Raw genomic sequence first — 24,124 nt, forward strand, 5'->3', positions numbered from 1 at the left:
AATAGCCCTTCGTAGTCGTTGTCGAAGGCTGCGAAGGGCTATGGAACAAGCCGTTATTTGAAAGTCCGTTGCTCATCTTTTCAGCCTTCTGCAGTGATCGCCGCCTTGTGCCCGTCTCAAGGTTCCAGTGGTTTTTGTTGCTCGCTCATCATTTGTTTCATGGCGTCTTGCCGGGCGCGCCCTATAATGGCCGCCTTTGCGTTTATGAGCAGGCTGTAAGTCCTTGGCAAATATAGATAACCCAGCCGCTGAAATGGCTGCCGACGGTTTTTCCCGAATCGCGCTAGGCGTGGAATACAAAGGCTCGCGCTACTGCGGCTGGCAGCGTCAGGCCAATGGTGTGCTGACGGTTCAGGAAACCCTGGAAAACGCCCTGTCAAAAGTCGCGGCCTCGCCGGTGTCCTTGATGTGCGCCGGGCGTACCGATGCCGGCGTGCATGCCTGCGGGCAAGTGGTGCACTTCGACACCCGGGCCGAACGTTCGCTGAAAGCCTGGGTGATGGGTGCCAATATCAATTTGCCCCACGACATCAGCGTCAGCTGGGCCAAGGTCATGCCGGCGCACTTTCATGCGCGCTTCAAGGCCATCGCCAGACGCTACCGCTATGTGATCTACAACGATCAGATCCGGCCCGCGCACCTGAACCAGGAAGTGACCTGGAACCACCGCCCGCTGGACGTCGAGCGCATGGCCGAAGCGGCCCGGTACCTGCTGGGCGTACATGACTTCAGTGCTTTTCGCGCAGGTCAGTGCCAGGCCAAGTCCCCGATCAAGGAAATGCACCATCTGCGAGTGACCCGTCACGGGCAGATGATCGTGCTGGATATTCGTGCCAGTGCCTTTTTGCACCACATGGTGCGCAATATCGCCGGGGTACTGATGACCATCGGCACGGGCGAGCGGCCTGTGGAGTGGATCAAGGAAGTGCTGGAAAGCCGTGAGCGTCGCTCCGGTGGCGTGACGGCGCATCCCTATGGCCTGTATCTGGTGCAAGTTGAGTATCGCGATGAGTTCCAGTTGCCGGAGCGTTACATTGGTCCACACTTCCTGACCGGTTTTACTGAACTGGACGGCTGACGCCCGGATAAGCATTTGTTACCATCCGGGGCTTTCACGTTCAGCCTTGGGGTGTAGTCGACATGTCAGCCGTTCGCAGCAAGATCTGCGGTATTACCTGCATAGATGATGCGCTGGCCGCAGTAGCCGCCGGGGCTGACGCTATTGGTTTTGTGTTTTATGCAAAAAGCCCGCGTGCCGTATCGGCGCAGCAGGCACGAGCCATCATCGCTGCCTTGCCGCCTTTTGTGACCACGGTGGGATTGTTCGTCAATGCCGGCGCCTGCGAGCTGAATGAAACGCTGGATGCCGTGCCGCTGGATTTGTTGCAGTTCCATGGCGATGAAACCCCCGAGCAGTGCGAGGGTTATCACCGGCCTTACATCAAGGCCTTGCGGGTAAAGGCCGGCGATGACATTGCCGGTGCCTGCAAGGCATATGCCGGGGCCAGCGGTATTTTGCTCGATGCATATGTTGAGGGTGTGCCGGGTGGAACCGGACAGGCCTTTGACTGGTCTTTGATACCACAGGATCTGAGCAAGCCGATTATTTTGGCGGGCGGTTTGACGCCCGGGAACGTTGCCGACGCCATCGCGCAAGTGCGGCCTTATGCCGTCGATGTGAGTGGCGGGGTAGAAAAGAGCAAGGGCATCAAGGACCACGAGAAGATTCGTGCCTTCATGCGAGCAGTACGCGCAACAAACTGATGGACGATGTGACGGCTGGCAGTCTGCCGCCGTCCATCCTTACCGTCGCAAAAAAGCAGGCGGGCCCGGTGGTTTGACGGGCAGAAATTAAAGTGGCAGCCGCTCTGGGGCGTGTTGTCGGGAAGGCTGAGGGTTTCAGGGGGGCGCTGGTTAGCCGTGTGTTGACCGCTCCCCCGACAATCATCGCCACACACCTAATGAATTTAGCTCAAGGGCATACACGGGGCCTGAACCCAAGTGTTCTGGTCACCGGTACTGGAGAAAGAAAGCATGAGCAACTGGTTGGTAGACAAGCTGATTCCTTCGATCATGCGTTCCGAGGTCAAAAAGAGCTCGGTACCTGAAGGCCTGTGGCACAAATGCCCGTCTTGCGACGCTGTGCTTTATCGTCCGGAGCTGGAAAAGACCCTGGACGTTTGCCCCAAGTGCAATCACCACATGCGCATTGGTGCGCGTGCCCGCATCGATATCTTCCTGGATGCCGACGGCCGTGCCGAGCTGGGTGCAGACCTGGAGCCGGTTGACCGTCTCAAGTTCCGCGACAGCAAAAAGTACAAGGATCGCCTGGTCGGCGCACAAAAGCAGACCGGTGAAAAAGACGCCCTGATTTCCATGAGCGGCACCCTGCTGGGCATGCCGGTGGTGGTGTCTGCATTTGAGTTCTCCTTCATGGGTGGCTCGATGGGTGCCATTGTCGGCGAGCGTTTTGTCCGTGCTGCCAACTACGCCCTGGAAAACCGTTGCCCGATGATCTGCTTCGCAGCTTCTGGCGGTGCCCGGATGCAGGAAGCGCTGATCTCCCTGATGCAAATGGCCAAGACCTCGGCGGTGCTGGCGCGTCTGCGTGAAGAAGGCATTCCGTTTATCTCGGTACTGACCGATCCGGTCTACGGTGGCGTTTCGGCTAGCCTGGCGATGCTTGGTGATGTGATCGTGGCTGAGCCAAAGGCGCTGATCGGCTTTGCCGGCCCGCGCGTAATCGAACAGACCGTTCGCGAAAAATTGCCGGAAGGTTTCCAGCGCAGCGAGTTTTTGCTGGAGCACGGTGCAATCGACCTGATCGTTGCACGTCAGGAACTGCGTCCGCGCCTGGGTAGCCTGCTGGCACAAATGATGGGCTTGCCGACACCTGAGTACGTTGCCCCGCCTGTCGTGGCGATTGTTGTTCCGCCGGTACCTGCAAACATATGACTCAGCGCACCCTTGGCGAGTGGCTCGCCTATCTTGAACAGCTGCATCCATCCGCCATCGACATGGGCCTGGATCGCGCGCGCGAGGTAACGAACCGCATGGGGCTGCAAAAGCCTGCGCCTCGGGTGGTGACGGTTACGGGCACCAATGGCAAGGGCTCGACCTGTGCGTTTGTGGCAGCGTTGCTGCAGGCGCAAGGGCTCAAGGTGGGGGTTTACAACTCCCCCCATTTGCTGCGCTATAACGAGCGTGTACAAATTGACGGTGTTGAAGTCTCTGACGAACAGCTTTGCGAGGCTTTTGTGGCCCTGGAAGCAGGGCGGGGCGAGACTTCCCTGACTTATTTTGAAATGGGCACGTTGGCGGCGTTCTGGTTGTTCGAACGTGCCCAGCTGGATGCAGTGGTGCTGGAGGTCGGGCTGGGTGGTCGACTGGATGCGGTCAACCTGGTGGATGCCGACATGGCACTGGTTACCAGCATTGGCGTGGATCACGTTGAATACCTGGGCAATACCCGCGAATCGGTGGCCTATGAAAAGGCCGGAATTTTCCGTGCGGGCAAACCGGCCCTGTGTGGCGATACGAATCCGCCCCACACACTGCTCGACAAGGCCGGGGAGCTGGGTTGCCCGCTGTTCGTGCGCGGGCGTGACTTTGACCTGGCCAGTGCCGGGCAGGTCTGGCACTGGCGCGGCCTTGATGCCAAAGGGCAAGCTGTGGAGCTGCGTGACATCCCGTTGCTGGATCTGCCCATGGAAAACGCTGCCCTGGCCGTACAGGCGTATGCATTGACTGACCTGCCCTGGCAGCCGGCGCGCATCATCAGTGTGTTGACCGGTACCCGGGTTACGGGGCGTCTGGATCGTCGTCAATTCAACTGGCAGGGCAAAACCCTGAACCTGTTGCTGGATGTGGGGCACAACCCCCATGCAGCCGAGTACCTGGCGCGGCGTCTGGCCCTGCGCCCGGTGGCCGGCAAGCGCCTGGCGGTGTTCGGGCTGCTGGTGGACAAGGACCTGGATGGCGTAGTGTCACCACTGGTCTCGTCGGTCGAGCATTGGGCAGTTGCGCCGTTGAACACTGGGCGTACGCGGCCGGTGGGCGAGGTTCAGGCAGCGCTGCAAGGCCTGCAAGCGTCGGTTTCGGCCTACGACAGCGTGGCTGCAGCACTGGAGGCTCAGTGTGAGCGGGCCACCCCGGCAGACGAAATTGTGTTGTTCGGATCATTTTACTGTGTCGCCGAAGCGCTCGAATGGTTGCAGCGGCGTGCCATGGAGGAAGCTGCAAATGGCTTTGCTGGATAAGGTATTCAAGCAGCGAATGGTAGGTGCCCTGGTATTGGTGGCGCTTGCAGTGATTTTCCTGCCTATGTTGTTCTCGCGTCAGGACGAGCAGCGTCAGATCCAGGTAGATGCGCCCACGGCACCTGAAATGCCGGTCATGGCGCCGGTTCAGGTCGAGCCTGTGGTCGTACCTGAGCCGCAAGTGATTGCCGAAGAGCCCGCGCCGCCCGAGCAGGAAGTGGTTGCCGGTCCGATAACTGCCCCTGCACCGGTGGCTCCGGTAGTGGCAAAGCCGCCAGTGGTTGCGCCAAAGCCACCGGCTGTTACGCCGGCGCAAACGGTTGCCCAGGCACCGGCCAAACTCGATACCACGCAAAAACGCGTTGATCCCAATGGTTTGCCAATCAGCTGGTCGGTTCAGCTGGTGAGCCTGTCCAACCGCGCAAGCGCTGATAACCTGCAAAAAACCCTACGAAATCAAGGGTATAACGCCTATGTGCGATCTTCTGGCGGGATGAACCGGGTTTTTGTCGGGCCATTGCTTGAGCGTGCAGAGGCTGACCGCCTGCGTGATCTGCTCGGCAAGCAGCAGAATCTCAAGGGTTTTGTAGTGCGCTTCCAGCCTGAACGTGGTTGAGACTGTAAAAAGGTTCAATCTGATTGCTCAAGCTCGGATAAATCGCCTTACCTGAGCGGCGGCGCTCTGCTAAAATGCGCCGCCTTATCTGTCCGTAGGCTGAACTGTGCCATTTACCTGGGTTGACTGGGCGATCGTTGCAATTATCGCCATCTCCGCTTTGATCAGTTTGAAGCGCGGCTTCGTTAAAGAGGCCTTGTCGCTGTGCACCTGGATCATTGCCGGGGTTGTAGCCTGGATGTTCGGCGGTTCACTGTCGCAATACCTCTCCGGATACATCGAAACACCTTCCGCCCGCGTTATCGTTGGGTGCACCATCATGTTTGTCGCCACCCTCCTGGTAGGCGCAATGATCAATTTTCTTATCGGCGAACTGATTCGCGTCACCGGGTTGTCCGGGACCGATCGTTTTCTTGGCATGGCCTTTGGCGCGGCGCGTGGCGCGTTGCTGGTGGTCGTGGCAGTCGGGTTGTTGAGCCTGGGGCCGGTACAGCAAGACTCATGGTGGCAAGAGTCGAGGCTCGTGCCACAATTTCTATTGGTTGCCGATTGGTCGAAAAACCTCATTTTGGGGTGGAGTAGCCAGTGGTTGGCCAGCGGTATCAGCGTACCTGCTGATATTCCGTTCAAGGAGCATCTCTTGCCGGCCAATCTGGTCAGGTAAGCGGTGTTCAGTTCAGATCCATTAAGTAGGGGTTGCGTCGCATGTGTGGCATCGTCGGTATCGTCGGTAAGTCGAACGTCAATCAGGCGCTGTATGACGCGCTAACCGTCCTCCAGCACCGCGGCCAGGATGCTGCCGGTATTGTGACCAGCCATAATGGCCGGTTATTTCTGCGCAAGGACAACGGGCTGGTTCGTGACGTGTTTCATCAGCGTCACATGCAGCGTCTGGTCGGCAACGTGGGCATTGGTCACGTGCGCTATCCAACCGCAGGCAGCTCGACTTCAGCTGAAGCCCAGCCGTTTTATGTCAACTCGCCGTATGGCATCACCCTGGCGCATAACGGCAACCTGACCAACGTTGAGCAACTGGCCAAGGAGATTTACGAATCTGACTTGCGTCACGTCAACACCAACTCCGATTCGGAAGTCCTGCTTAACGTCTTCGCTCATGAGCTGGCCCAGCGCGGCAAGCTGCAGCCAACCGAAGAAGACGTGTTCGCCGCAGTCACCGACGTACACAACCGCTGCCGCGGTGGTTACGCCGTTGTTGCGATGATTACCGGCTACGGCATCGTCGGTTTCCGTGACCCTAACGCCATTCGTCCTATCGTCTTCGGTCAACGTCATACCGACGAAGGCGTCGAATACATGATCGCTTCCGAAAGCGTTTCGCTGGACGTGCTGGGTTTTACCCTGATTCGCGACCTGGCGCCGGGCGAAGCTGTTTACATCACCAATGACGGCAAGCTGCACACCCGTCAGTGCGCGGTGAACCCGCAACTGACGCCGTGCATATTCGAGCACGTGTACCTGGCGCGTCCGGATTCGATCATCGACGGTATCTCGGTGTACAAGGCCCGCCTGCGCATGGGCGAGAAACTCGCCGAGAAAATCCTGCGCGAGCGTCCTGAACACGACATCGACGTGGTGATCCCGATTCCGGACACCAGCCGCTGCGCTGCGCTGGAACTGGCCAACCACCTGGGCGTCAAGTTCCGCGAAGGCTTCGTGAAGAACCGCTACATTGGCCGCACCTTCATCATGCCGGGCCAGGCTGCACGTAAAAAATCCGTGCGCCAGAAGCTCAATGCCATTGAGCTCGAATTCCGTGGCAAGAACGTGATGCTGGTGGACGACTCGATCGTACGGGGCACCACTTGCAAGCAGATCATTCAGATGGCCCGCGAAGCCGGTGCCAAGAATGTTTACTTCTGTTCGGCAGCTCCCGCAGTTCGTTACCCGAACGTGTACGGCATCGACATGCCAAGCGCTCACGAGCTGATTGCACATAATCGCACCACCCAGGAAGTGGCCGAGCTGATCGGTGCTGACTGGCTGATCTACCAGGATCTGCCTGACCTGATCGAAGCGGTAGGTGGCGGCAAGGTCAAGATCGACACGTTTGACTGCGCGGTGTTCGACGGCAAGTACGTGACCGGTGACGTTGACGCGGACTACCTGGAGCGAATCGAGCGTGCGCGCAACGATGCCTCCAAGGTGGTTGCTCAAGGTGTCGGTGCGACGATAGGCTTGTACAACAACTAAGTGTTCACCAAACCGGCCCTGATGGGCCGGTTTGCGTTTCTCCAATACAAAGCCAATACAGAGCAAGGAGTGGTCAGCATGAGTCAGGATTGGGATGCGGGTCGGCTGGACAGCGACCTCGATGGCGTAGCGTTCGACACCTTGGCTGTGCGTGCCGGCCAGCACCGTACGCCAGAAGGCGAACACGGTGATGCAATGTTCCTGACCTCCAGCTATGTGTTCCGTACGGCGGCGGATGCTGCGGCACGGTTCTCGGGCGAGGTGGCAGGCAACGTTTATTCTCGTTACACCAACCCCACCGTTCGCGCTTTTGAAGAGCGCATCGCCGCACTTGAAGGGGCCGAGCAGGCCGTAGCGACTGCAACGGGCATGGCGGCCATCCTGTCGGTGGTCATGAGCCTGTGCAGCGCCGGTGACCATATTCTGGTGTCGCGCAGCGTATTCGGTTCGACCATCAGCCTGTTCGAGAAGTACTTCAAGCGCTTTGGCATTGAGGTCGATTACGTGCCTCTGGCCGAATTGGCTGGCTGGGACGAAGCCATCAAACCCAATACCAGATTGCTGTTTGTGGAGTCGCCATCCAACCCGCTGGCCGAGCTGGTGGATATCGCTGCCCTGGCCCGGATTGCACAGGCCAAGGGCGCAATGCTGGTGGTCGACAACTGCTTCTGCACGCCTGCCTTGCAGCAGCCGCTGAAGCTGGGTGCGGACATCGTGGTGCATTCGGCCACCAAGTTCATCGACGGTCAGGGTCGTTGCATGGGCGGTGTGGTTGCCGGTCGTGGCGAGCTGATGAAAGAAATCGTCGGCTTCTTGCGTACCGCCGGCCCGACCCTGAGCCCGTTCAATGCCTGGATCTTCCTCAAGGGGCTGGAAACCCTGAACCTGCGCATGCGCGCTCACTGCGCCAGTGCCCAGGCGTTGGCCGAGTGGCTGGAGCAGCAGGACGGTGTTGAAAAGGTTCACTACGCCGGTCTCAAGAGCCACCCACAGCATGAACTGGCCCAGCGTCAGCAGCGCGGTTTTGGTGCGGTAGTCAGCTTTGAGGTCAAGGGTGGCAAAGAGGGCGCCTGGCGCTTTATCGATGCAACCCGCCTGATCTCGATCACGGCCAACCTGGGTGACAGCAAAACCACCATTACCCACCCGGCGACCACTTCCCATGGTCGTCTGGCACCGCAGGAACGTGCAGCGGCGGGTATTCGTGACAGCCTGATCCGTATCGCGGTAGGCCTGGAAGACGTCGTCGACCTGCAAGCGGACCTTGCGCGTGGTCTGGCTGCGCTGTGACCAACCGCATGACCGAGGCACCGGTAAGTGAGAATGGCCGCGTAGCGCTTGTAACAGGCGCTGCGCGGGGCATTGGCCTGGGGATTGCTGCATGGCTGGTCAGCGAAGGCTGGCAAGTGGTGTTGGCTGACATCGACCGCGCCCGGGGGGCCAAGGTGGCCAAGGCGTTGGGCGAGAGTGCCTGGTTTTTGACCCTGGATGTTTCGGTCGAGGCCGATGTCATTCAGTGTGTCGCACAAATCCTGGGTCAATTTGGCCGGCTTGACGGGCTGGTGTGCAACGCGGCAATTGCCGACCCGCACAACAAGCCCCTGGAAAGCCTGGATCTGCAGCGGTGGAACCGGGTCATGGCGGTCAATCTCACCGGGCCGATGTTGCTGGCCAAGCATTGCGCGCCGTACTTGCGTGCGCATAGCGGTTCGATAGTCAACCTGACCTCCACCCGCGCTCACCAGTCGCAGCCTGATACCGAGGCATATGTGGCGAGCAAGGGCGGGTTGCTGGCGTTGACCCACGCGCTGGCCATCAGCCTTGGGCCGCAGGTCCGGGTCAATGCGGTGAGCCCGGGCTGGATCGATGCCCGGGCCCCCTCCGTGAGGCGCGCAGAGCCCCTGACAGAGGCTGATCATGCCCAGCACCCGACTGGCCGGGCCGGGGGCGTGGAAGACGTTGCATCCATGGTCGCGTGGTTGCTGTCGCGTAACGCCGGGTTTGTGACGGGGCAGGAGTTTGTGGTCGACGGTGGCATGAGCAGGAAGATGATTTACGAGGAATAGCAGCAGTGCGCTGCAGGTTGGTCTTTTTTGCTTATTTTGAAAAAAACTCAATCTCGTCCTTGACTTAGGTTCAATACCTGCGTAAATTTCGCGGCCTCAACGAAGCAAAGGGTGATTAGCTCAGCTGGGAGAGCATCTGCCTTACAAGCAGAGGGTCGGCGGTTCGATCCCGTCATCACCCACCACTTCTTGAGATTCTCGCAAGAGAAAGGTCGTTCCGAAAGGAGCTGCCACCGACGCGCAGCGGTAGTTCAGTCGGTTAGAATACCGGCCTGTCACGCCGGGGGTCGCGGGTTCGAGTCCCGTCCGCTGCGCCATATTTGTACAAATCAGGTTTGCCTGGTTTGCGATTGAAAAGCACCGAAGCTTTTCATTCACAGGTTTAAAAGTTTCAAACGGACGCAAGTCCGAGCGATACGCAGCGGTAGTTCAGTCGGTTAGAATACCGGCCTGTCACGCCGGGGGTCGCGGGTTCGAGTCCCGTCCGCTGCGCCATATTTGCTTCAGAGCCCTTGAACTCTCTGAAGCTGCAAAGAAAGCGACCTTAGGGTCGCTTTTTTTGTGCCCGGGATTTTGCAAGGTTCCAACTAATGTGGGAGCGAGCCCGCTCGCGAAGATACTCGGCGATAGCGCGTACTTGCCGGATTAACGCGAAGCTCTTAGCGCCTTCGCGAGCAGGCTCGCTCCCACAGTGAGGCCGTATGGGTCTTCAGACCCCGATCGGACGCGACAAACTGCCCGCGATTATCACGACTTGATGCACAATACGCCCCGCACCGTTCTCTTCAGGATTCTTAATGCTTATGTCATTTCCCTTGCGTGCCTTGGTAGTCGCCCTTGTGCTGGCTGGACTCGCAGGTTGCTCATCGAAGAAAACTGCGATCTACGAACATGAAAGTTTCGACGATTCCGGGACCTTCTCGCGCAATTACCCGGTCACTGACAAGGCCTCGTGCGAAGCCGCACGCCGCGCCTTGCTCAGCCAGGGTTACATCATCACCAGCAACGACCCGAAAATGATCAGCGGCCACAAGAGCTTCCAGCAAACCGGCGAAAGCCATCTGGAAATCAGCTTCAACGTGGTCTGTGCCGATGACGGCGGCTCGCAGCATCACGCCACGATGTTTGCCAACGCACTGCAGGACCGTTACGCACTGAAAAAGGTCAACAACTCTGCCAGTCTCGGGGTCGGTGTGTTGGGCTCGGTGTCGATGCCAATCGGTTCGAGCGATGACTCAATGGTCAAGGTCGCCAGCGAAACCGTGTCTTCGCCGCAGTTTTATGACCGTTTTTTCGCTTTGGTCGAGGTGTTCCTGCCCAAGCCCAAAGAAGTGGAAAAAACGCCTCACGCCCCTGTAAAACCCAAGGTCGAGCTGGGTGTACCGGAAGTGGCTCCCGCCAAGGTCGAAGCGGTTGCTCCAGTTCCAGTCCCGGCTCCTGCGCCAGCGGCTGAGCCGGTTGTAGTACCCGTCAGCGAGCCTGTCGTGGTCCCGGCCGTTGTTGTGCCTGTCATCGCCCCGGTGGAGCTCCCGGTGCCGCTCAAGCCGGCCTCCGTGCTGCCTGAGCCGGTTACGCCGGCGGTAGACCCTGAGCCCGCCCCGGTAGCTGCGCCTGCCGTTGTAGAGCCTTTGGCGGCGCCATAAATGTGCGGTAAATCTCAAAAGCTCTGCTACGTTTACTGATGAGTCTTGACAGTGCCGGTGAAGGTGTCATTTTTCCTTCATGCGGGCACTTTATGCTCAGGCATGACTTAAACAAAACAGACTGAAAAGGGATGCTGCAATGGACGATTATCAGGAAGAGTTGCTTGAGTATCAGGCTTTTGAACTGGACCCGCTGGACCCTGCTGACGACGCAACCGAGCTTTGAGCTGCAGTTCGCTTCACGCAGATTGGCGCTGACGACGCCGGTATTCTCCCGGCGTCTGCGCATTCCAGCGCTTGAAGGCCCGCTGAAACGCCTCTGCTGAGGCAAACCCCAACAAATAGGCTATCTCGCCAAAGGCCAGTTCCGTATCGCGGATATAGGTCATGGCGAGGTCGCGCCGCGTGTCGTTGAGAATGGCGCGAAACTGTGTGCCTTCCTCCGCGAGCTTGCGGCGCAAGGTCCAGGTCGGCAGCTTCAGGCGTGCCGCCACTTCTTCCAGGTCGGGCTCCCGGCCGCCATTGAGCAAAGGCCCCAGCAGTTGGGTGATGCGTTCGCGCAGGCTGCGGGTGCGGGTCAGTTGCTCCAGTTCCCGTTCGCACAATTGCAGCAGGTAAGCCCAGGTGCTTGGGCAGTGCTGCGGGTTGCGCAGGTCGAGGGTGGCGTGGTTCAGGCGCAGTTGGTTGGTCTCGGCCCGGAAATGCAGCGCCGCGCTGCCCAGCACGCTGTAGTGCTGGGCGTAGGCCGGTTCGCTGAACTCGATATCGATCTGTTCGCAGCTCAACGGCCGGGCCGCGACGGATGACAGGTGTTGCAACCAGCCGGCAATGATCGAGTCCACCACAAAGCGGTTGTAGGCGTTGTACGGGCTGATGGAATAAAACCGCATCCAGGCGCCCTGGGCGTCTTCGTGCAGGCTCGACTGGCCGCGGTAGTTGGAGCCATACAGGGCTTCAAAGCGGATCAGGGTGCGTGCCGCTTCGCGCACGGTGGGCGCCTGGGCGGCGGTCACACCGGCCAGGCCGACCTGGCTCAAGCGGCTGAGCTGGCCCATGCGCAAGCCCAGCGCCGGTTCGCCGGTCAGGGCAATCGCTGCGTGCCCCAGGCGCATGTAGCGCGGGATCGACAGGCGTGCCAGGGGCTGGGCGAGGCGGGCCGGGTCCAGCCCGAACTGTTCAAGCAAGGGCGCAGGGTCCTGGCCGCAGCTGTGCACGGCGTCAGCCAGAGCCTGTACGAACCCGACCGATAGATCCCCCAGGCGCATCGGCAGCGGTTTCATTGCACTACAGCCAGAGGTTCAGCAGTCGGGCACCGGTGCCCGGCTGGTCGGGGCTGGTCTGGCCGTTGCGGCTGATAAAGCCATGGCCGCCGCTGTACTTGTCCCAGAACTTGCCGCGCAAGAACACCGTGACGCCGGCCTCGGCCGTGCTGATGGGCGCGCTGCTGGTCAGGGTCAGGCGGTGCCAGGCGTCGCCTTCGGTGATTTCGCCGGGCTTGAGGCTGATCTCGCTGGGGGTCGATACGCTCTTGTATCCGCCCCATGGCTGGTCCCAGGTGGTCTTGCCAATGATGAATGCCGGTACGGCAATCAGTTGTGCGCCTTTTTCGTTCAGCGTGCGGTAGTTCTCGGGGTACCAGCTGTCGCTGCCGATCAGGATGCCAAGGCGCCCGGCCGGGGTGTCCACTACGTTCAGCTCATGGTCGGGGCCCGGCTGGATATAGCTTTGTTCTTCGTAGGTCGGTAACAGCTGCAACTGCGGTGCGCCGAGGGGAGCGCCGTCAGGGCCAAAGACGATGCTGCTGTTGTACAGCGGGCCGGTACCGGGCAGCAGCTTGCCGTCCTCGATGTGCGGGTCGGGCAGGGCAATGCTGCCCGCCACCAGGGTCACGCCGAACTCTTTGGCCAGACCGCCAAACAGGGCCTGGTAATCGGCCGCCATGCTTTGGGCCTTCATGCGCAGGTGGGCATCGTTGACCCGGCTTTCACCGTCGGCACGCAGCCATGCACCGGCAAAGTCCAGAGGATTGCTCAGTGCCAGCCAGCGCATCGCTTCACTGAGGTTGGGTGCCTGGTACAGCTCGTTCTTTTCGCCACGAAACATCAGCCAGGAGCCGATATGTTCCGGCAAGACCACCACGGTCTTGTCGTTGAGCAACCCGGCGTCACGGGCACTGTTCAAGTAGGCGGCCAGTTTCCGGCGCACCAGCTCCAGGCTTTGATAGTCGCGGGGGGAAAGGTCGGGTTCGATACCAAGCAGATTGCCCCGGCCCTGGTCGGTGCCTTCGTTGATCGCCAGCTCGATGCGCAGGTCGGACAGGTAATGGCCGACATCCCGTTGCGTGGTCCAGTAGGCATAACCGCCAGCAGCGGCAGCAAGGGCGATCAGTAAAGTGCAGCCAAATAATTTGCGCATAGACATAGAACGGACAGCTATCAGCGGAATTCGAGGCCTAGGGTAGGCGGCGCCTGCTGGCTTGCCAAGGGGGGCTGCTCATTTGGGTTAATAATTTGTCACTTTGGGTCATTGAGTGGGGTTGGTTGAGCCTTTACTGTGCCACTCATCAACGACGAGGGCCGCAGAGCACCTCGCGATCCGTGATTCAGCCTGTTGTGGAGCTTACTGATGACTGCCACTCACTACCCGCATTTACTGGCCCCGCTGGACCTGGGTTTTACCACCTTGCGCAACCGCAGCCTGATGGGTTCGATGCACACCGGCCTGGAAGAAAAGCCTGGTGGCTTTGAGCGCATGGCTGCCTACTTTGCCGAACGTGCCAGAGGCGGTGTCGGCCTGATCGTGACCGGCGGCATTGCACCCAACGACGAGGGCGGGGTGTACAGCGGCGCGGCCAAGCTGAGCACGGTTGAAGAGGCAGAAAAACACGTGGTGGTGACCCGTGCCGTGCACGATGCCGGGGGCAAGATTTGCCTGCAGATCCTGCACGCCGGGCGTTATGCCTACAGCCCGCGTCAGGTGGCCCCGAGTGCGATCCAGGCCCCGATCAACCCGTTCAAACCCAGGGAGCTGGATGAGGAAGGCATCGAAAAGCAGATCAGCGACTTCGTGACCTGCGCCAGGCTGGCCCAGAGCGCAGGTTATGACGGTGTCGAGATCATGGGTTCGGAAGGTTATCTGATTAACCAGTTCCTGGCCGCGCACACCAACCAGCGCACCGACCGCTGGGGTGGCAGCTACGAAAACCGCATGCGTCTGCCGGTGGAAATCGTGCGCCGCGTGCGCGAAGCCGTGGGCCCGAATTTCATCATTATTTATCGCCTGTCGATGCTCGATCTGGTGGCCGGCGGCAGCGTCTGGGAAGAAATCGTGCAGTTGGCCAAGGCCGTAGAACTGGCCGGTGCGACCCTGATCAACACCGGTATCGGCTGGCACGAAGCGCGCATTCCGACCATCGCCACCAAGGTGCCGCGCGGGGCGTTCAGCAAGGTCACGGCCAAATTGCGTGGTTCGGTCAACGTGCCGCTGATCACCACCAACCGTATCAACACCCCGGAAATCGCCGAGCAGATCCTGGCCGAAGGCGACGCTGACATGGTGTCCATGGCGCGTCCGTTCCTGGCCGACCCGGAGTTCGTCAACAAGGCTGCCGCCGGGCGCAGCGATGAAATCAACACCTGTATCGGTTGCAACCAGGCCTGCCTGGATCACACCTTTGGCGGCAAGCTGACCAGCTGCCTGGTCAACCCCCGTGCGTGCCACGAAACCGAGCTCAATTACCTGCCCACCATTGCCGTGAAAAAAATCGCCGTGGTCGGTGCTGGCCCGGCGGGGCTGTCGGCGGCCACCGTGGCGGCGGAGCGCGGGCATGAAGTGACGCTGTTCGATTCGGCCAGCGAGATTGGCGGCCAGTTCAACGTGGCCAAGCGGGTACCGGGCAAGGAAGAGTTCTTTGAAACCCTGCGCTACTTCAAGCGCAAGCTGCAAACCACCGGGGTCGAGCTGTGCCTGAACACCCGTGTGGATGTGCCGCAACTGGTGGCGGGGCAGTTTGACGAGATTATCCTGGCCACCGGGATTGCGCCGCGCACACCGGCGATTCCGGGCATCGACAACCCCAAGGTGCTGAGCTACCTGGACGTGATCCTGGGGCGCAAGCCGGTGGGTAGCAAGGTTGCGGTGATAGGCGCCGGCGGTATCGGCTTTGATGTGTCCGAGTTCCTGGTGCACCAGGGCGTGTCCACCAGCCAGGACCGCGAAGCGTTCTGGAAAGAATGGGGTATTGATACGCAACTGGAAGCCCGCGGCGGTGTGGCCGGGATCAAACCCGAAGTGCATGCCCCGGCGCGGCAAGTATTCCTGCTGCAACGCAAAGCCAGCAAGGTCGGTGACGGCCTGGGCAAGACCACCGGCTGGATTCACCGTGCGGGCCTGAAAAACAAGCAGGTGCAGATGCTCAACAGCGTTGAATACCTGAGCATCGACGATGCGGGGCTGCATATCCGTATCGGCGAGGGTGAGCCGCAGGTATTGCCGGTGGACAATATTGTGATCTGCGCCGGGCAAGATCCGTTGCGCGAGTTGCAGGATGGTCTGGTTGCAGCGGGGCAGAACGTGCATTTGATTGGCGGCGCCGACGTGGCGGCCGAGCTGGATGCCAAGCGTGCGATCAACCAGGGGTCGAGATTGGCGGCGCAGCTCTAGACTCCCGCCTGTGCCCTTTGTGGGAACGGGCTTGCTCGCGATTGGATCGACGCGGTTCAACTTCAATACCGCGGCGCCTTGATCGCGAGCAAGCCCGCTCCCACAGGGTGGTGTCTAATGCACGATCTGCGCTAAAAACGCCTTGGCCCGCGGGCTTTTCGGGGCGTTGAAGAACTCCTCGGGCGGCGAGTCCTCAATCACCATCCCGCCATCCAGAAACAACACCCGCTCCGCTACCTGACGGGCGAAACCCATTTCGTGGGTCACGCACAGCATGGTCATGCCGCTGCCGGCCAGGTTGACCATCACGTCCAGCACTTCACTGACCATTTCCGGGTCCAGCGCCGAAGTGGGCTCATCGAACAGCATGATTTTCGGCTCCATGCACAGCGCACGGGCAATGGCGACGCGTTGCTGCTGGCCGCCCGACAGCTGGCTCGGGTATTTGTCCGCCTGGCTGGCAATCCCCACCTTGGTCAGAAAATGTTGCGCCAGCTCAATCGCCTTTTTCCGGGACAGGCCCCGCACCGACATCGGCGCCAGGATGCAGTTGTCGATCACGCTCATATGCGGGAACAGGTTGAAATGTTGAAACACCATGCCGATTTCGCTGCGCACCTTGCTCGCTTCCCGGGTGGGCTGCGACAGGTCGGTGTCGTTGATGAGGATACGGCCCTGCTCGGCGATTTCCAGCCGGTTGATACAGCGGATCAAGGTCGACTTGCCGGAGCCGGACGGGCCGCACAGCACGATGCGTTCACCTTCGCGAACCTTGAGATCGATGCCCTTGAGCACGTGAAAGGCACTGTAGTACTTGTTCAGGCCGGCGATATCCACCACCACCTTGCGGGTGTCGATGACGGGTGACACAGGGTGAACGTAAGCAGATTGTGCGTGCATGGTGTGTCTCCAGTGATCAGTGAAAACGCTCGGCGCTGTAGGGGGACGGGTCAGTGAAAGGGGTTTGGCCGGTCATCATTTCGGCCAGCAGGCGACCGCAGACCGGGCCCAGGGTCAGGCCGTGGTGGGCGTGACCAAAGTTGAACCACAGGCCTTTATGACGACCGGCCGGGCCGATCACCGGGCACATGTCCGGCAGGCACGGGCGGCGGCCGAGCCAGGGCTCGGCATCCACACGTGGACCCAGCGGGTACAAGCGCTGGGCGCGTTCTTCGCAGCGGCGCAGCTGGATCTCGTTGATCGGGTCACTGCTGTCTGCGAACTCGATCCCTGTGGTCAGACGGATACCGCCCACCATGGGGGCCAGAACATAACCGCCCACCGAATCAAGAATCGGGTGCTGCATGGTATGGCCGTCCTTGGCGGCGTAATGCATGTGGTAGCCGCGCTTGATCGCCAGCGGGATGCGATAACCCAGGGGTTCGAAAATCTCCCGCGCTTGCGGCCCCAGAGCGACCACGGCTTCATTGCCGACAATCAGGCCCTTGTTGCTTTCGACCTGCCATTGTCCCGCAGTGGCCCGCAGGCGGGTGGCATCGCCGGTCACAAAGGTGCCGCCGCGCTTGATGAACAGTTCGGCGTAGCCCCGGGTCAGGCCGCCCGGGTCGCTGACGGTCTTGGGGTCGAGCCAGTGAATGCCGCCGATCACATCCGTGTGCAGGCCCGGCTCCAGGGCGTGGACTTGCTGCTCACCCAGCACCCGGTAGTTGAGCTTGAACTCGCTCAAGGCCGCGGCGTCGCGCTGGGCTTTTTCGAAGTCTTCCCGGGTGCGGTACACCTCGATCCAGCCGCTGTCATCAATCAGTTCGGTCACGCCCGCAGGCCCGGCCAGCAGGTCGTGCTCGGTCACGCATTTTTCAATCAGCGGCAGCATGGCCCGGGTGGCTTTGGCCAGGCCTTTGACGCCGGACTGCTGCCAGTATTTCATCAGCCATGGCCCAGCCTTGGGCAGGTGCTTGAGGCTGTAGCGTACGTCGGACTGCTGATTGAGGCCGTAGCGCAGCAGGCGCGACAGTTCGCGGGGGAACGAATAGGGGATGACGCTGGCGCGCTCGATCAGCCCGGCGTTGCCGTGGCTGGTGCCGCTGCCTGGCTGGGCGCGGTCGAGCAGCACTACGCTGCGACCCCGGGCCTGGAGTTGCAACGCAGTACTGACGCCGACAATGCCGGCACCCAGAACGATAATGTCGCAATGCATAAACGAATCCTTAAATCGGGGGCCGTGTTCACAGCCCGGACAATGGGCTTACTGCAAATGGCGGCCGAGGCGGCCTTCGATCAGCTTGAGGCTGCGTCGCACCACTTCCACGATCAGCAGGTACAACACGGCGGCCCACAGGTAGACCTGGAAGTCGAAGCTGCGCGAGAACGCCATTTTGGTCACGCCCATCAAGTCATAAATGGTCACCAGCGAGGCAATGGCGCTGGCCTTGATCATCAGGATCAGTTCGTTGCCCAGCGGGCCGATGGCGACCAGCAGCGATTGCGGCAGGATGATCTTGCGAAAGGCGGTCCAGCGCGACAGGTTCAGCGCCTTGCAGGCTTCACGCTGGCCCTGGGCCACGGACAGGATGCTGCCCCGCAGGATCTCGGCCTGGTACGCCGCCGTATTGAGGGTGAAGGCCAGCAGGGTGCAGAACCACGCATCGCGGAAAAACCACCACAGGCCCACGTCCTGCCAGAAGCTTTTGAACGAACCGAGGCCGTAATACAGCAAAAACAATTGCGCCAGCAGCGGCGAGCCCCGGAAGAAGTACACATAGGCGCCGGTGAAATTGCGCACAAAGCGGTTGCTGGACAGGCGGCCCAGGGCAATCAGCAAACCCAGCAGGGCGCCGAGGGTGAACGAGATCGCCACCAGCTTGCCGGTCACCAGCAGCCCGTCGATAAAGCGCGGGCCGTAGCGCTCCAGCAGGTCGGGGTTGAGAAACATGTTTTGCAGGTCCGCCAGACTCATGGCTGCACGCTCCGTTGGTGGCGGCTGAAGTAGCGTTCAAGGAAGCTGAACAGCCGCCCCGAAATCGCCGAGAAAAACAGGTAGCCCAAACAGGCGACGCTGTAGAACAGCATCGGGTCCTTGGTCACGCTGACCGCCAGGTTGGTCTGGCGCATCAGGTCCACCAGGGAAATGGTCGATACCAGCGAGGTGTCCTTGAGCAGCGACAACCAGTTGTTCGACAGGCCGGGCAGGGCGATGCGCGCCAGTTGCGGCAGCACGACCTTGCGAAAGGTGGTGAATTTGCTCAGACCCAGCGCCGAGGCGGCTTCGAACTGGCCCTTGGGAACGGTTTTGAACGCGCCCAGCCAGATCTCGCTGGAGAACGCGGCAAACACCAGGCTGAAGGCGACCATCGCGGCCACGAAGGTATTGATCGTGACCTGAGCGTCGTAGCCCATCATGGCGAGGATTTTTTGCGCAGCGATCTGGCAGCCGTAATAAATGATCAGCAGCGTCAGCAGTTCCGGTAAACCACGGAACACGGTGGAAAAGGTCGTTGCCCAGGCGCGCACCCAGCGGTTTTTCGAGCGCGCCGCCACGGCAACGGCCAGCCCCAGGGGCAAACCGATGGGCAGGCAGCTCAAGGCCAGGGCAATGGTTACCATGGCGCTTGCGAGCAAAGCCGAGCCCCAGCCGCCACTGGCGAAAGAAAGAAGTGAGAGTTGATCGAGCATGCTCGAATCCCCGGGCAAAATTGGGCCGAAATTCAGCCGCAGCGCACGTTCGGTGCGCAGGGCAGGGTCATGGGCAGGGAGCCCTCAAACGAGGGCGGGTGACTCAGTAAATATTGAAGTCGAAGTACTTGCCGGAGATCTTCTGGTAGGTGCCGTCAGCCACGATTTCGTCCAGCGCCTTGTTGAAGCGCTCACGCAGGGCGTTGTCGTCCTGGCGCACGGCAATCGCCGCATCGGCATTGGTGCCGTTGACGTCACCGATAATCTTGCAGCAATCGTCGCTGGCCTTGTTGATCCATTCCAGAAGCGGGAACTTGTCGGCAATCACTGCATCGACGCGGCCGTTTTTCAGCTCGGCGTTGGCCTCGTCCAGGGTCGGGTAGAGGTTGAGTTTGGCGCCGGCTTTCTCGTAGTGATCTTCGGCGTAGATGCCTTGGGTCGCTGCGCCCTGGGCACCGATGGTGCGGCCCTTGAAGTTGATCTGGGCATCGGTGATGTCAGAGTCTTTGGGTACGGCGATCGACAGCGGGGTGCGGTAATAGTGATTGGTGAACGCGATTTTCTTTTTGCGTTCATCGGTCACGATCATCGAAGCCACGATGGCATCGTATTTTTTCGCCATCAGGCCCGGAATGATCCCGTCCCAGTCCTGAGCGACGATTTTGCACTGCGCATTCATGCGCTCGCACAGGGCTTTGGTGATATCGACGTCAAAGCCGGACACCGTGCCGTCAGAGTTGGTGGTGTTGAAAGGAGGGTAGGCGCCTTCCGTGGCGATAGTCAGCGTGTCGGCGTGAGCGTTGGCTGCAACGGCGGCCACCAGTGCACATGCACTTGCAAAGCGAATGACGTATTTCATCTAGCACCTCGTTTTATTGTTTTGATCCGGGTGAGGATGTGTAGCCCACGAACTCATTGTGTAAGGCCGCGGTTGCCTCAAGACGCTTCTCGACGTCCGGCCCCAGTTGTTTGCACACTTCATTGATCAGCAGATGTACCAGCGACAGCATCGCCGCGGTGGATTCCCAGAACAGGTTGAACTCGGTGGGCACGCGAAACACTTCATTGGCGTGCTGGTCAGCCCAGTCGCAAAAGGTATCGGTGATCAGCGTTACCGGGATCCCGGCCTCGCGCGCCTTGCGGCACAACAACTGGGCGTGGCGCGAATAGCGGCGGGCTTCGAACACCACCAGCGCGCAGTCATCGGCCGGGCACAGCAGCACGTCGGCGTAATGCCCGGCGGCGCCGTCCACCAGTTGCACACCATCGCGCAGGTATTGCAGCAAATGCACCATCGAGGCGGCGATCCCGCGCTCGGTCTGGAACCCTGCGACAAACACCTTGCGCCGGGTGGCCAGACGTTGGCTGACGGTGCGCCACTCCGGCGTCAGGCTGTATTCGTAGACCTTGACCAGTGCGCCGACTTCCAGCTCAAAACTGCGGGGCAATGCCTGCGGGCTCTGGCTTGACTGCAAGCGAAACTCTTGCAGGCGGTCGCCCACCAGCCAGGGGCCATCGCCCAGGTCGTCCTTGAGATCGTTTTTAAGGTCTTTGAAATGGCTGTAACCCAGCGAGCGGCAAAACCGCCCGACACTGGATTCGCTCACCCCCAGTTTGCCGGCGATGTCGGCAGCAGTCTGGAAAGGCAGCTCGTAAAGATTGGCCAGCATGTAGCTGGCAATCGCCCGACCCGAAGGCGCGGCGGTTGACAGACTGCTTTCAAGGCGTTGTTTAATCGGCTGGCTCACGACTGCTTCCTGTTTTTATTTCAGCGCGATGCAGAAAGTGAATGTTTTCTGTCATTAAGTCAACAATTGACAGATAACTGTCATCGCTGGATAGTTTGCCACGCACAATAACAATTAGACTGGAGCGCCAGAATGTCTCAGCCCGTCACCTCCACGCAGGCCCAGGAGTCACTTTCTCTCGGTGAATTGACCGCCTTGCTGCAACAGATTTTCGAACGTAATGGCACCTCGTCACAGGTCGCCGCCGTTTTGGCCGATAACTGCGCCCGGGCTCAGCGCGACGGTTCGTACAGTCATGGGGTGTTCCGTATTCCGGGGTATCTGTCGTCGCTGGCCAGCAACTGGGTCAATGGCCAGGCTGTCCCGGTGGTGGAAGACGTGGCCTCGGGCTTTATCCGCGTGGACGCGGCCGGTGGCTTTGCCCAGCCCGCATTGGCGGCCGCCCGTCAATTGCTGGTCGAGAAGGCCCGCAGCGCCGGGATCGCGGTACTGGCGATTCGTAACTCGCATCACTTTGCAGCGCTCTGGCCGGACGTAGAGCCTTTTGCCGAAGAAGGCCTGGTGGCCTTGAGCGTGGTCAACAGCATGACCTGCGTGGTGCCCCACGGTGCGCAAAAGCCCCTGTTCGGTACCAACCCGATTGCCTTTGCTGCGCCCTGTGCCGGGAGTCATTCGATCGTCTTCGACCTGGCCACCAGCGCCATTGCCCACGGCGATGTGCAGATTGCCGCGCGCAGCGGTCACATGCTCCCTGCCGGCATGGGGGTAGACAAACAGGGTGAGCCGACACAAAACCCCAAAGAGATCCTCGACGGTGGCGCCTTGCTGCCATTTGGCGGACACAAGGGTTCGGCGCTGTCGATGATGGTCGAGTTGCTGGCCGCGGCACTGACCGGCGGCAACTTCTCGTTTGAGTTCGACTGGTCCAAACATCCGGGCGCGCAAACCCCGTGGACCGGGCAATTGCTGATCGTGATCGACCCCACTAAATCCGGCGGTAACAGCTTCGCCCGGCGCAGCGCAGAACTGGTGCGGCAGATGCACGTGGTCGGGCTTGAGCGCATGCCGGGTGATCGACGCTTTATCGAGCGTGCCAAATCATTGACCGAAGGCATCCCGCTGGGGGCTGAAGAGTTGGCCAAGTTGCGTGCGTTGGCGGGGTAACTGCCCTAAGGATCCGATTGGGTAAACGCCGCCAAACCTGTGGGAGCGGGCTTGCTCGCGATAGCATCACCGCGGTTTGCCTGATACCCCGCGTGGCCTGCATCGCGAGCAAGCCCGCTCCCACAATCCACCTGCGCGCATCAGGTTTGGTGGTGGCTTACAACGCCAAAAACTGCCGGATCAGCTTGGGCGTACACCCCGTCCAGCGCTTCAACGCCCGGCGAAAGTTGGCCGGGTCGCTGAAATTCAGGTATTCGGCCACCGCCTCGTTGCTCAGCCCCTTGATCTGGTACAGGTACAGCGCCATATGCTTGCGCGCCTGGTCCTGCTGGGCCTGGAAGTGGGTGCCATGCTTGTTCAGTTTGCGTTTGAGGGTGGCCTGGCTCATTGAAAAATGCTGCGCGGCCTGCTCTAGGCCCGGCGCGTGCTGCGCATTATCGCGCAGGTACACATACAGCCGGTCCAGCAGGCTGGCGCTGAACCCCAGGTCGTGCAACTGCGCCTGTGCCTGTTGATGGGCCACCTGCCGGGCAATCGCCGAAGCATTGGGCCAGGGCCGGGTCAGGTACTCGCGGGGCAGACGCATCAGGTTCAGTTGCGCGTCAAATTGAGTGTTTTCCCCCAGGTGGACCCAGTACTGCTCCACATAACGCGGCTCGGCATGGCTGAAGCTGCATTCCCACGGCAAGCGCTCGCCGCTGAGCCACTGACTCATGGCCTTCAGGGCTGTCATGCTGGCTTCCACTACAAAACGCAGTTGCTCACGGGCGCCGCAACTGTCGAGCCAGTACACGTAGGCGTATTTGTCGTCCAGTAACAAACGCGGGGTCAGCAAGGGGCTGAGCAGGGCGCGATGGTGGATCAGGGTTTCCAGTGCCTGATGCAGATTCTGCGCCTGTTGCAGGGCGTGGCTGGCGGGGCCGTAATGCCCCGGCCACAGGCGCTGACCAAACAGGAAACTGCTGTCATCGGCTTCGAGCAAGCGCTGCGCGTTGGCAATCAGCCCAAAGCATTGCTGCGGGCTGAGGCGTGTGTGCCCGGCCACAATATCGTCGTAAAACAACCCGGTGCCGCGCAGCAGGCGATGGCTGTCGATATCCCGGGACAGTGCCAGATCAATCAGCGCTGCGGGCTGGTAATGCCCGGCGATAAAACGGCTGTCGGCTTCGTACCAGAGGGCATCGAGGGTCATGCCCGTTTGCTCCGGGGCGGCTTGGCGCGTACCAGCGCCAGGTTCAGGCGCTTGAGCAGTTCATCGGGGGCCTCATCGAGGGCCATCACCACGGCGGTGCTGGCCGACAGGTACACCCGCTCACCATGCTGGCGGGTTTTGTGGGCCAGGCTCTGGACTGCCTGTTGCAGCTCCAGCGCCAGCAGCCGGGCCTGGCTTTCGCCGGTATTGGGCAGCACCACCACAAAACGGTCGCCGGCCAGCCGGCAGAGCAGGTCGTGACGGCGCAGGTTGAGCAGCAGTAACTGGCTCAGGGCTTGCAGCACGGCGTCACCTTCAGGGTGGCCGTAGTGCTGATTGACCGCAGCAAAGTCGTCGATATCCAGCGCCAGAAGTGACAGCGGCTGTTGTTGCTCAAGGCTCTGGTTAAGGCAATCACTGACCTGGCGCTTGAGGTATTCGGCGCCGCCCAGGGGGGTCAGCTTGTCGAACAGGCGATGCTCGCGAAACACCCGCTCGCGTTTCTCCATTTGCTGGTTGATGGCCTGCTGTTCGCGGTGCCAGTGGAACAGGCCGATGGTCAGCAAAATCATGCCGACGGGCATGGGGGCCGACTCCATCCAGTGGTCCCAGCCGATGTGCTTGGGCAGGCGAATGAATTCGTCCAGCACGTCGACCCACCAGGAAAAAAACATGAAGCACAAACCGCTCGCCAGGTAGTTGGTGACCCGCCCGGTCGGCCGGCTTTTGAGCACCAGGCTCAGCCAGAACAACATGAACAGGGCTGTACCGCCTTCGCCGAAGATATCCAGCCACTGCCATTCGCTGAAGGTTTTGGCTGTGCCGAAGGCCAGATTCAGCAGCAGGCCTGCATTGGTCGCCACCACGAGTAACGCGAGCTTCCAGCGATGATGTTGAAGAACGTTTAACCAGGTCATGAAAGCTCTGCCA

At 60.5% G+C, this 24,124-nt stretch carries 22 protein-coding genes and 3 tRNA genes; 15 read left to right on the plus strand and 10 right to left on the minus strand.

All coding sequences use genetic code 11. The features are described from left to right. Positions 1-253 precede the first annotated feature (253 nt). From truA to ACZRMS_RS09920, 13 genes are all read left to right on the plus strand, one after another. Positions 254-1,078, plus strand: a complete 825-nt coding sequence (truA, locus tag ACZRMS_RS09860; protein ID WP_048358291.1) for a tRNA pseudouridine(38-40) synthase TruA — start codon at positions 254-256, stop codon at positions 1,076-1,078. Between the two features lie 62 nt (positions 1,079-1,140). Continuing rightward, positions 1,141-1,764, plus strand: coding sequence for a phosphoribosylanthranilate isomerase (locus tag ACZRMS_RS09865; protein WP_463995180.1), 624 nt, complete (start codon positions 1,141-1,143; stop codon positions 1,762-1,764). Between the two features lie 270 nt (positions 1,765-2,034). Beyond that, the gene (accD, locus tag ACZRMS_RS09870; protein WP_463945471.1) at positions 2,035-2,955 is read left to right on the plus strand and encodes an acetyl-CoA carboxylase, carboxyltransferase subunit beta; all 921 of its coding nucleotides are present in this window, start codon (positions 2,035-2,037) and stop codon (positions 2,953-2,955) included. Continuing rightward, on the plus strand, positions 2,952-4,259 hold the full coding sequence (gene folC / locus ACZRMS_RS09875; protein ID WP_463995181.1) for a bifunctional tetrahydrofolate synthase/dihydrofolate synthase: 1,308 nt from the start codon (positions 2,952-2,954) through the stop codon (positions 4,257-4,259). Before accD ends, folC begins: the two co-directional genes overlap by 4 nt. Beyond that, entirely contained in the window at positions 4,243-4,875 is a 633-nt protein-coding gene (locus ACZRMS_RS09880) for an SPOR domain-containing protein (protein WP_463995182.1), read from the plus strand. Before folC ends, ACZRMS_RS09880 begins: the two co-directional genes overlap by 17 nt. 106 nt (positions 4,876-4,981) lie before the next feature. Continuing rightward, positions 4,982-5,539, plus strand: coding sequence for a CvpA family protein (locus tag ACZRMS_RS09885; RefSeq protein WP_463995183.1), 558 nt, complete (start codon positions 4,982-4,984; stop codon positions 5,537-5,539). A 41-nt stretch (positions 5,540-5,580) separates the two neighbouring features. Then, a complete protein-coding gene (gene purF, locus ACZRMS_RS09890) occupies positions 5,581-7,086 on the plus strand; it encodes an amidophosphoribosyltransferase (protein ID WP_048358285.1) in 1,506 nt (501 codons plus the stop codon). A gap of 78 nt (positions 7,087-7,164) precedes the next feature. Further along, positions 7,165-8,376 carry an O-succinylhomoserine sulfhydrylase gene (locus tag ACZRMS_RS09895; RefSeq protein WP_463995184.1) on the plus strand — a complete coding sequence of 404 codons (1,212 nt, stop codon included), beginning with the start codon at positions 7,165-7,167 and terminating at the stop codon, positions 8,374-8,376. Positions 8,377-8,384: 8 nt separating this feature from the next. Next, on the plus strand, positions 8,385-9,152 hold the full coding sequence (locus ACZRMS_RS09900) for an SDR family oxidoreductase (protein ID WP_463995275.1): 768 nt from the start codon (positions 8,385-8,387) through the stop codon (positions 9,150-9,152). Positions 9,153-9,261: 109 nt separating this feature from the next. Continuing rightward, positions 9,262-9,337, plus strand: a tRNA-Val gene (locus ACZRMS_RS09905). A 55-nt stretch (positions 9,338-9,392) separates the two neighbouring features. Next, a tRNA-Asp gene (locus ACZRMS_RS09910) sits at positions 9,393-9,469 on the plus strand. Positions 9,470-9,570: 101 nt separating this feature from the next. After that, a tRNA-Asp gene (locus ACZRMS_RS09915) sits at positions 9,571-9,647 on the plus strand. A gap of 302 nt (positions 9,648-9,949) precedes the next feature. Continuing rightward, entirely contained in the window at positions 9,950-10,795 is an 846-nt protein-coding gene (locus tag ACZRMS_RS09920; RefSeq protein WP_463995185.1) for a DUF2242 domain-containing protein, read from the plus strand. 239 nt (positions 10,796-11,034) lie between these two features. Here ACZRMS_RS09920 and ACZRMS_RS09925 read toward each other — a convergent pair whose 3' ends face one another. Both ACZRMS_RS09925 and ACZRMS_RS09930 read right to left on the minus strand, forming a co-directional pair. Continuing rightward, positions 11,035-12,075, minus strand: a complete 1,041-nt coding sequence (locus ACZRMS_RS09925) for an AraC family transcriptional regulator (RefSeq protein WP_463995186.1) — start codon at positions 12,073-12,075, stop codon at positions 11,035-11,037. A 4-nt stretch (positions 12,076-12,079) separates the two neighbouring features. Next, positions 12,080-13,210, minus strand: a complete 1,131-nt coding sequence (locus ACZRMS_RS09930; protein ID WP_463995276.1) for a nitrilase-related carbon-nitrogen hydrolase — start codon at positions 13,208-13,210, stop codon at positions 12,080-12,082. A 210-nt stretch (positions 13,211-13,420) separates the two neighbouring features. Here ACZRMS_RS09930 and ACZRMS_RS09935 point away from each other — a divergent pair, with 210 nt between their 5' ends. Beyond that, entirely contained in the window at positions 13,421-15,457 is a 2,037-nt protein-coding gene (locus ACZRMS_RS09935; protein WP_463995187.1) for an oxidoreductase, read from the plus strand. A gap of 114 nt (positions 15,458-15,571) precedes the next feature. On the opposite strand, the gene ACZRMS_RS09940 is transcribed toward ACZRMS_RS09935, so the two are convergent. The 6 genes from ACZRMS_RS09940 to ACZRMS_RS09965 form a co-directional block, all read right to left on the minus strand. Continuing rightward, positions 15,572-16,357 (minus strand): amino acid ABC transporter ATP-binding protein, encoded by a 786-nt coding sequence (locus ACZRMS_RS09940; RefSeq protein WP_463995188.1) that lies wholly within the window; start codon positions 16,355-16,357, stop codon positions 15,572-15,574. Positions 16,358-16,373: 16 nt separating this feature from the next. Then, positions 16,374-17,615 carry an NAD(P)/FAD-dependent oxidoreductase gene (locus ACZRMS_RS09945; RefSeq protein WP_463995189.1) on the minus strand — a complete coding sequence of 414 codons (1,242 nt, stop codon included), beginning with the start codon at positions 17,613-17,615 and terminating at the stop codon, positions 16,374-16,376. 48 nt (positions 17,616-17,663) lie between these two features. Beyond that, the gene (locus tag ACZRMS_RS09950; RefSeq protein ID WP_463995190.1) at positions 17,664-18,374 is read right to left on the minus strand and encodes an ABC transporter permease; all 711 of its coding nucleotides are present in this window, start codon (positions 18,372-18,374) and stop codon (positions 17,664-17,666) included. Then, positions 18,371-19,090 (minus strand): ABC transporter permease, encoded by a 720-nt coding sequence (locus tag ACZRMS_RS09955; protein ID WP_463995191.1) that lies wholly within the window; start codon positions 19,088-19,090, stop codon positions 18,371-18,373. Before ACZRMS_RS09955 ends, ACZRMS_RS09950 begins: the two co-directional genes overlap by 4 nt. Positions 19,091-19,193: 103 nt before the next feature. After that, positions 19,194-19,949, minus strand: a complete 756-nt coding sequence (locus ACZRMS_RS09960) for a transporter substrate-binding domain-containing protein (protein ID WP_463995192.1) — start codon at positions 19,947-19,949, stop codon at positions 19,194-19,196. A gap of 13 nt (positions 19,950-19,962) precedes the next feature. Further along, complete coding sequence (locus ACZRMS_RS09965) at positions 19,963-20,838, minus strand: MurR/RpiR family transcriptional regulator (RefSeq protein WP_463995193.1); 876 nt, start codon at positions 20,836-20,838, stop codon at positions 19,963-19,965. Between the two features lie 132 nt (positions 20,839-20,970). On the opposite strand from ACZRMS_RS09965, the gene ACZRMS_RS09970 reads away from it, so the two are divergent. Beyond that, on the plus strand, positions 20,971-22,002 hold the full coding sequence (locus ACZRMS_RS09970) for an Ldh family oxidoreductase (RefSeq protein ID WP_463995194.1): 1,032 nt from the start codon (positions 20,971-20,973) through the stop codon (positions 22,000-22,002). Between the two features lie 157 nt (positions 22,003-22,159). Here the strand turns inward: ACZRMS_RS09970 and ACZRMS_RS09975 are convergent, their stop codons facing one another. Together ACZRMS_RS09975 and ACZRMS_RS09980 are read right to left on the minus strand one after the other, a co-directional pair. Then, positions 22,160-23,194, minus strand: coding sequence for an AraC family transcriptional regulator (locus ACZRMS_RS09975; protein WP_463995195.1), 1,035 nt, complete (start codon positions 23,192-23,194; stop codon positions 22,160-22,162). Beyond that, the gene (locus tag ACZRMS_RS09980) at positions 23,191-24,111 is read right to left on the minus strand and encodes a GGDEF domain-containing protein (protein ID WP_463995196.1); all 921 of its coding nucleotides are present in this window, start codon (positions 24,109-24,111) and stop codon (positions 23,191-23,193) included. Before ACZRMS_RS09980 ends, ACZRMS_RS09975 begins: the two co-directional genes overlap by 4 nt. Between the last annotated feature and the right edge of the window lie 13 nt (positions 24,112-24,124).

The sequence above is a fragment of the Pseudomonas sp. B424 genome, from assembly GCF_055408345.1.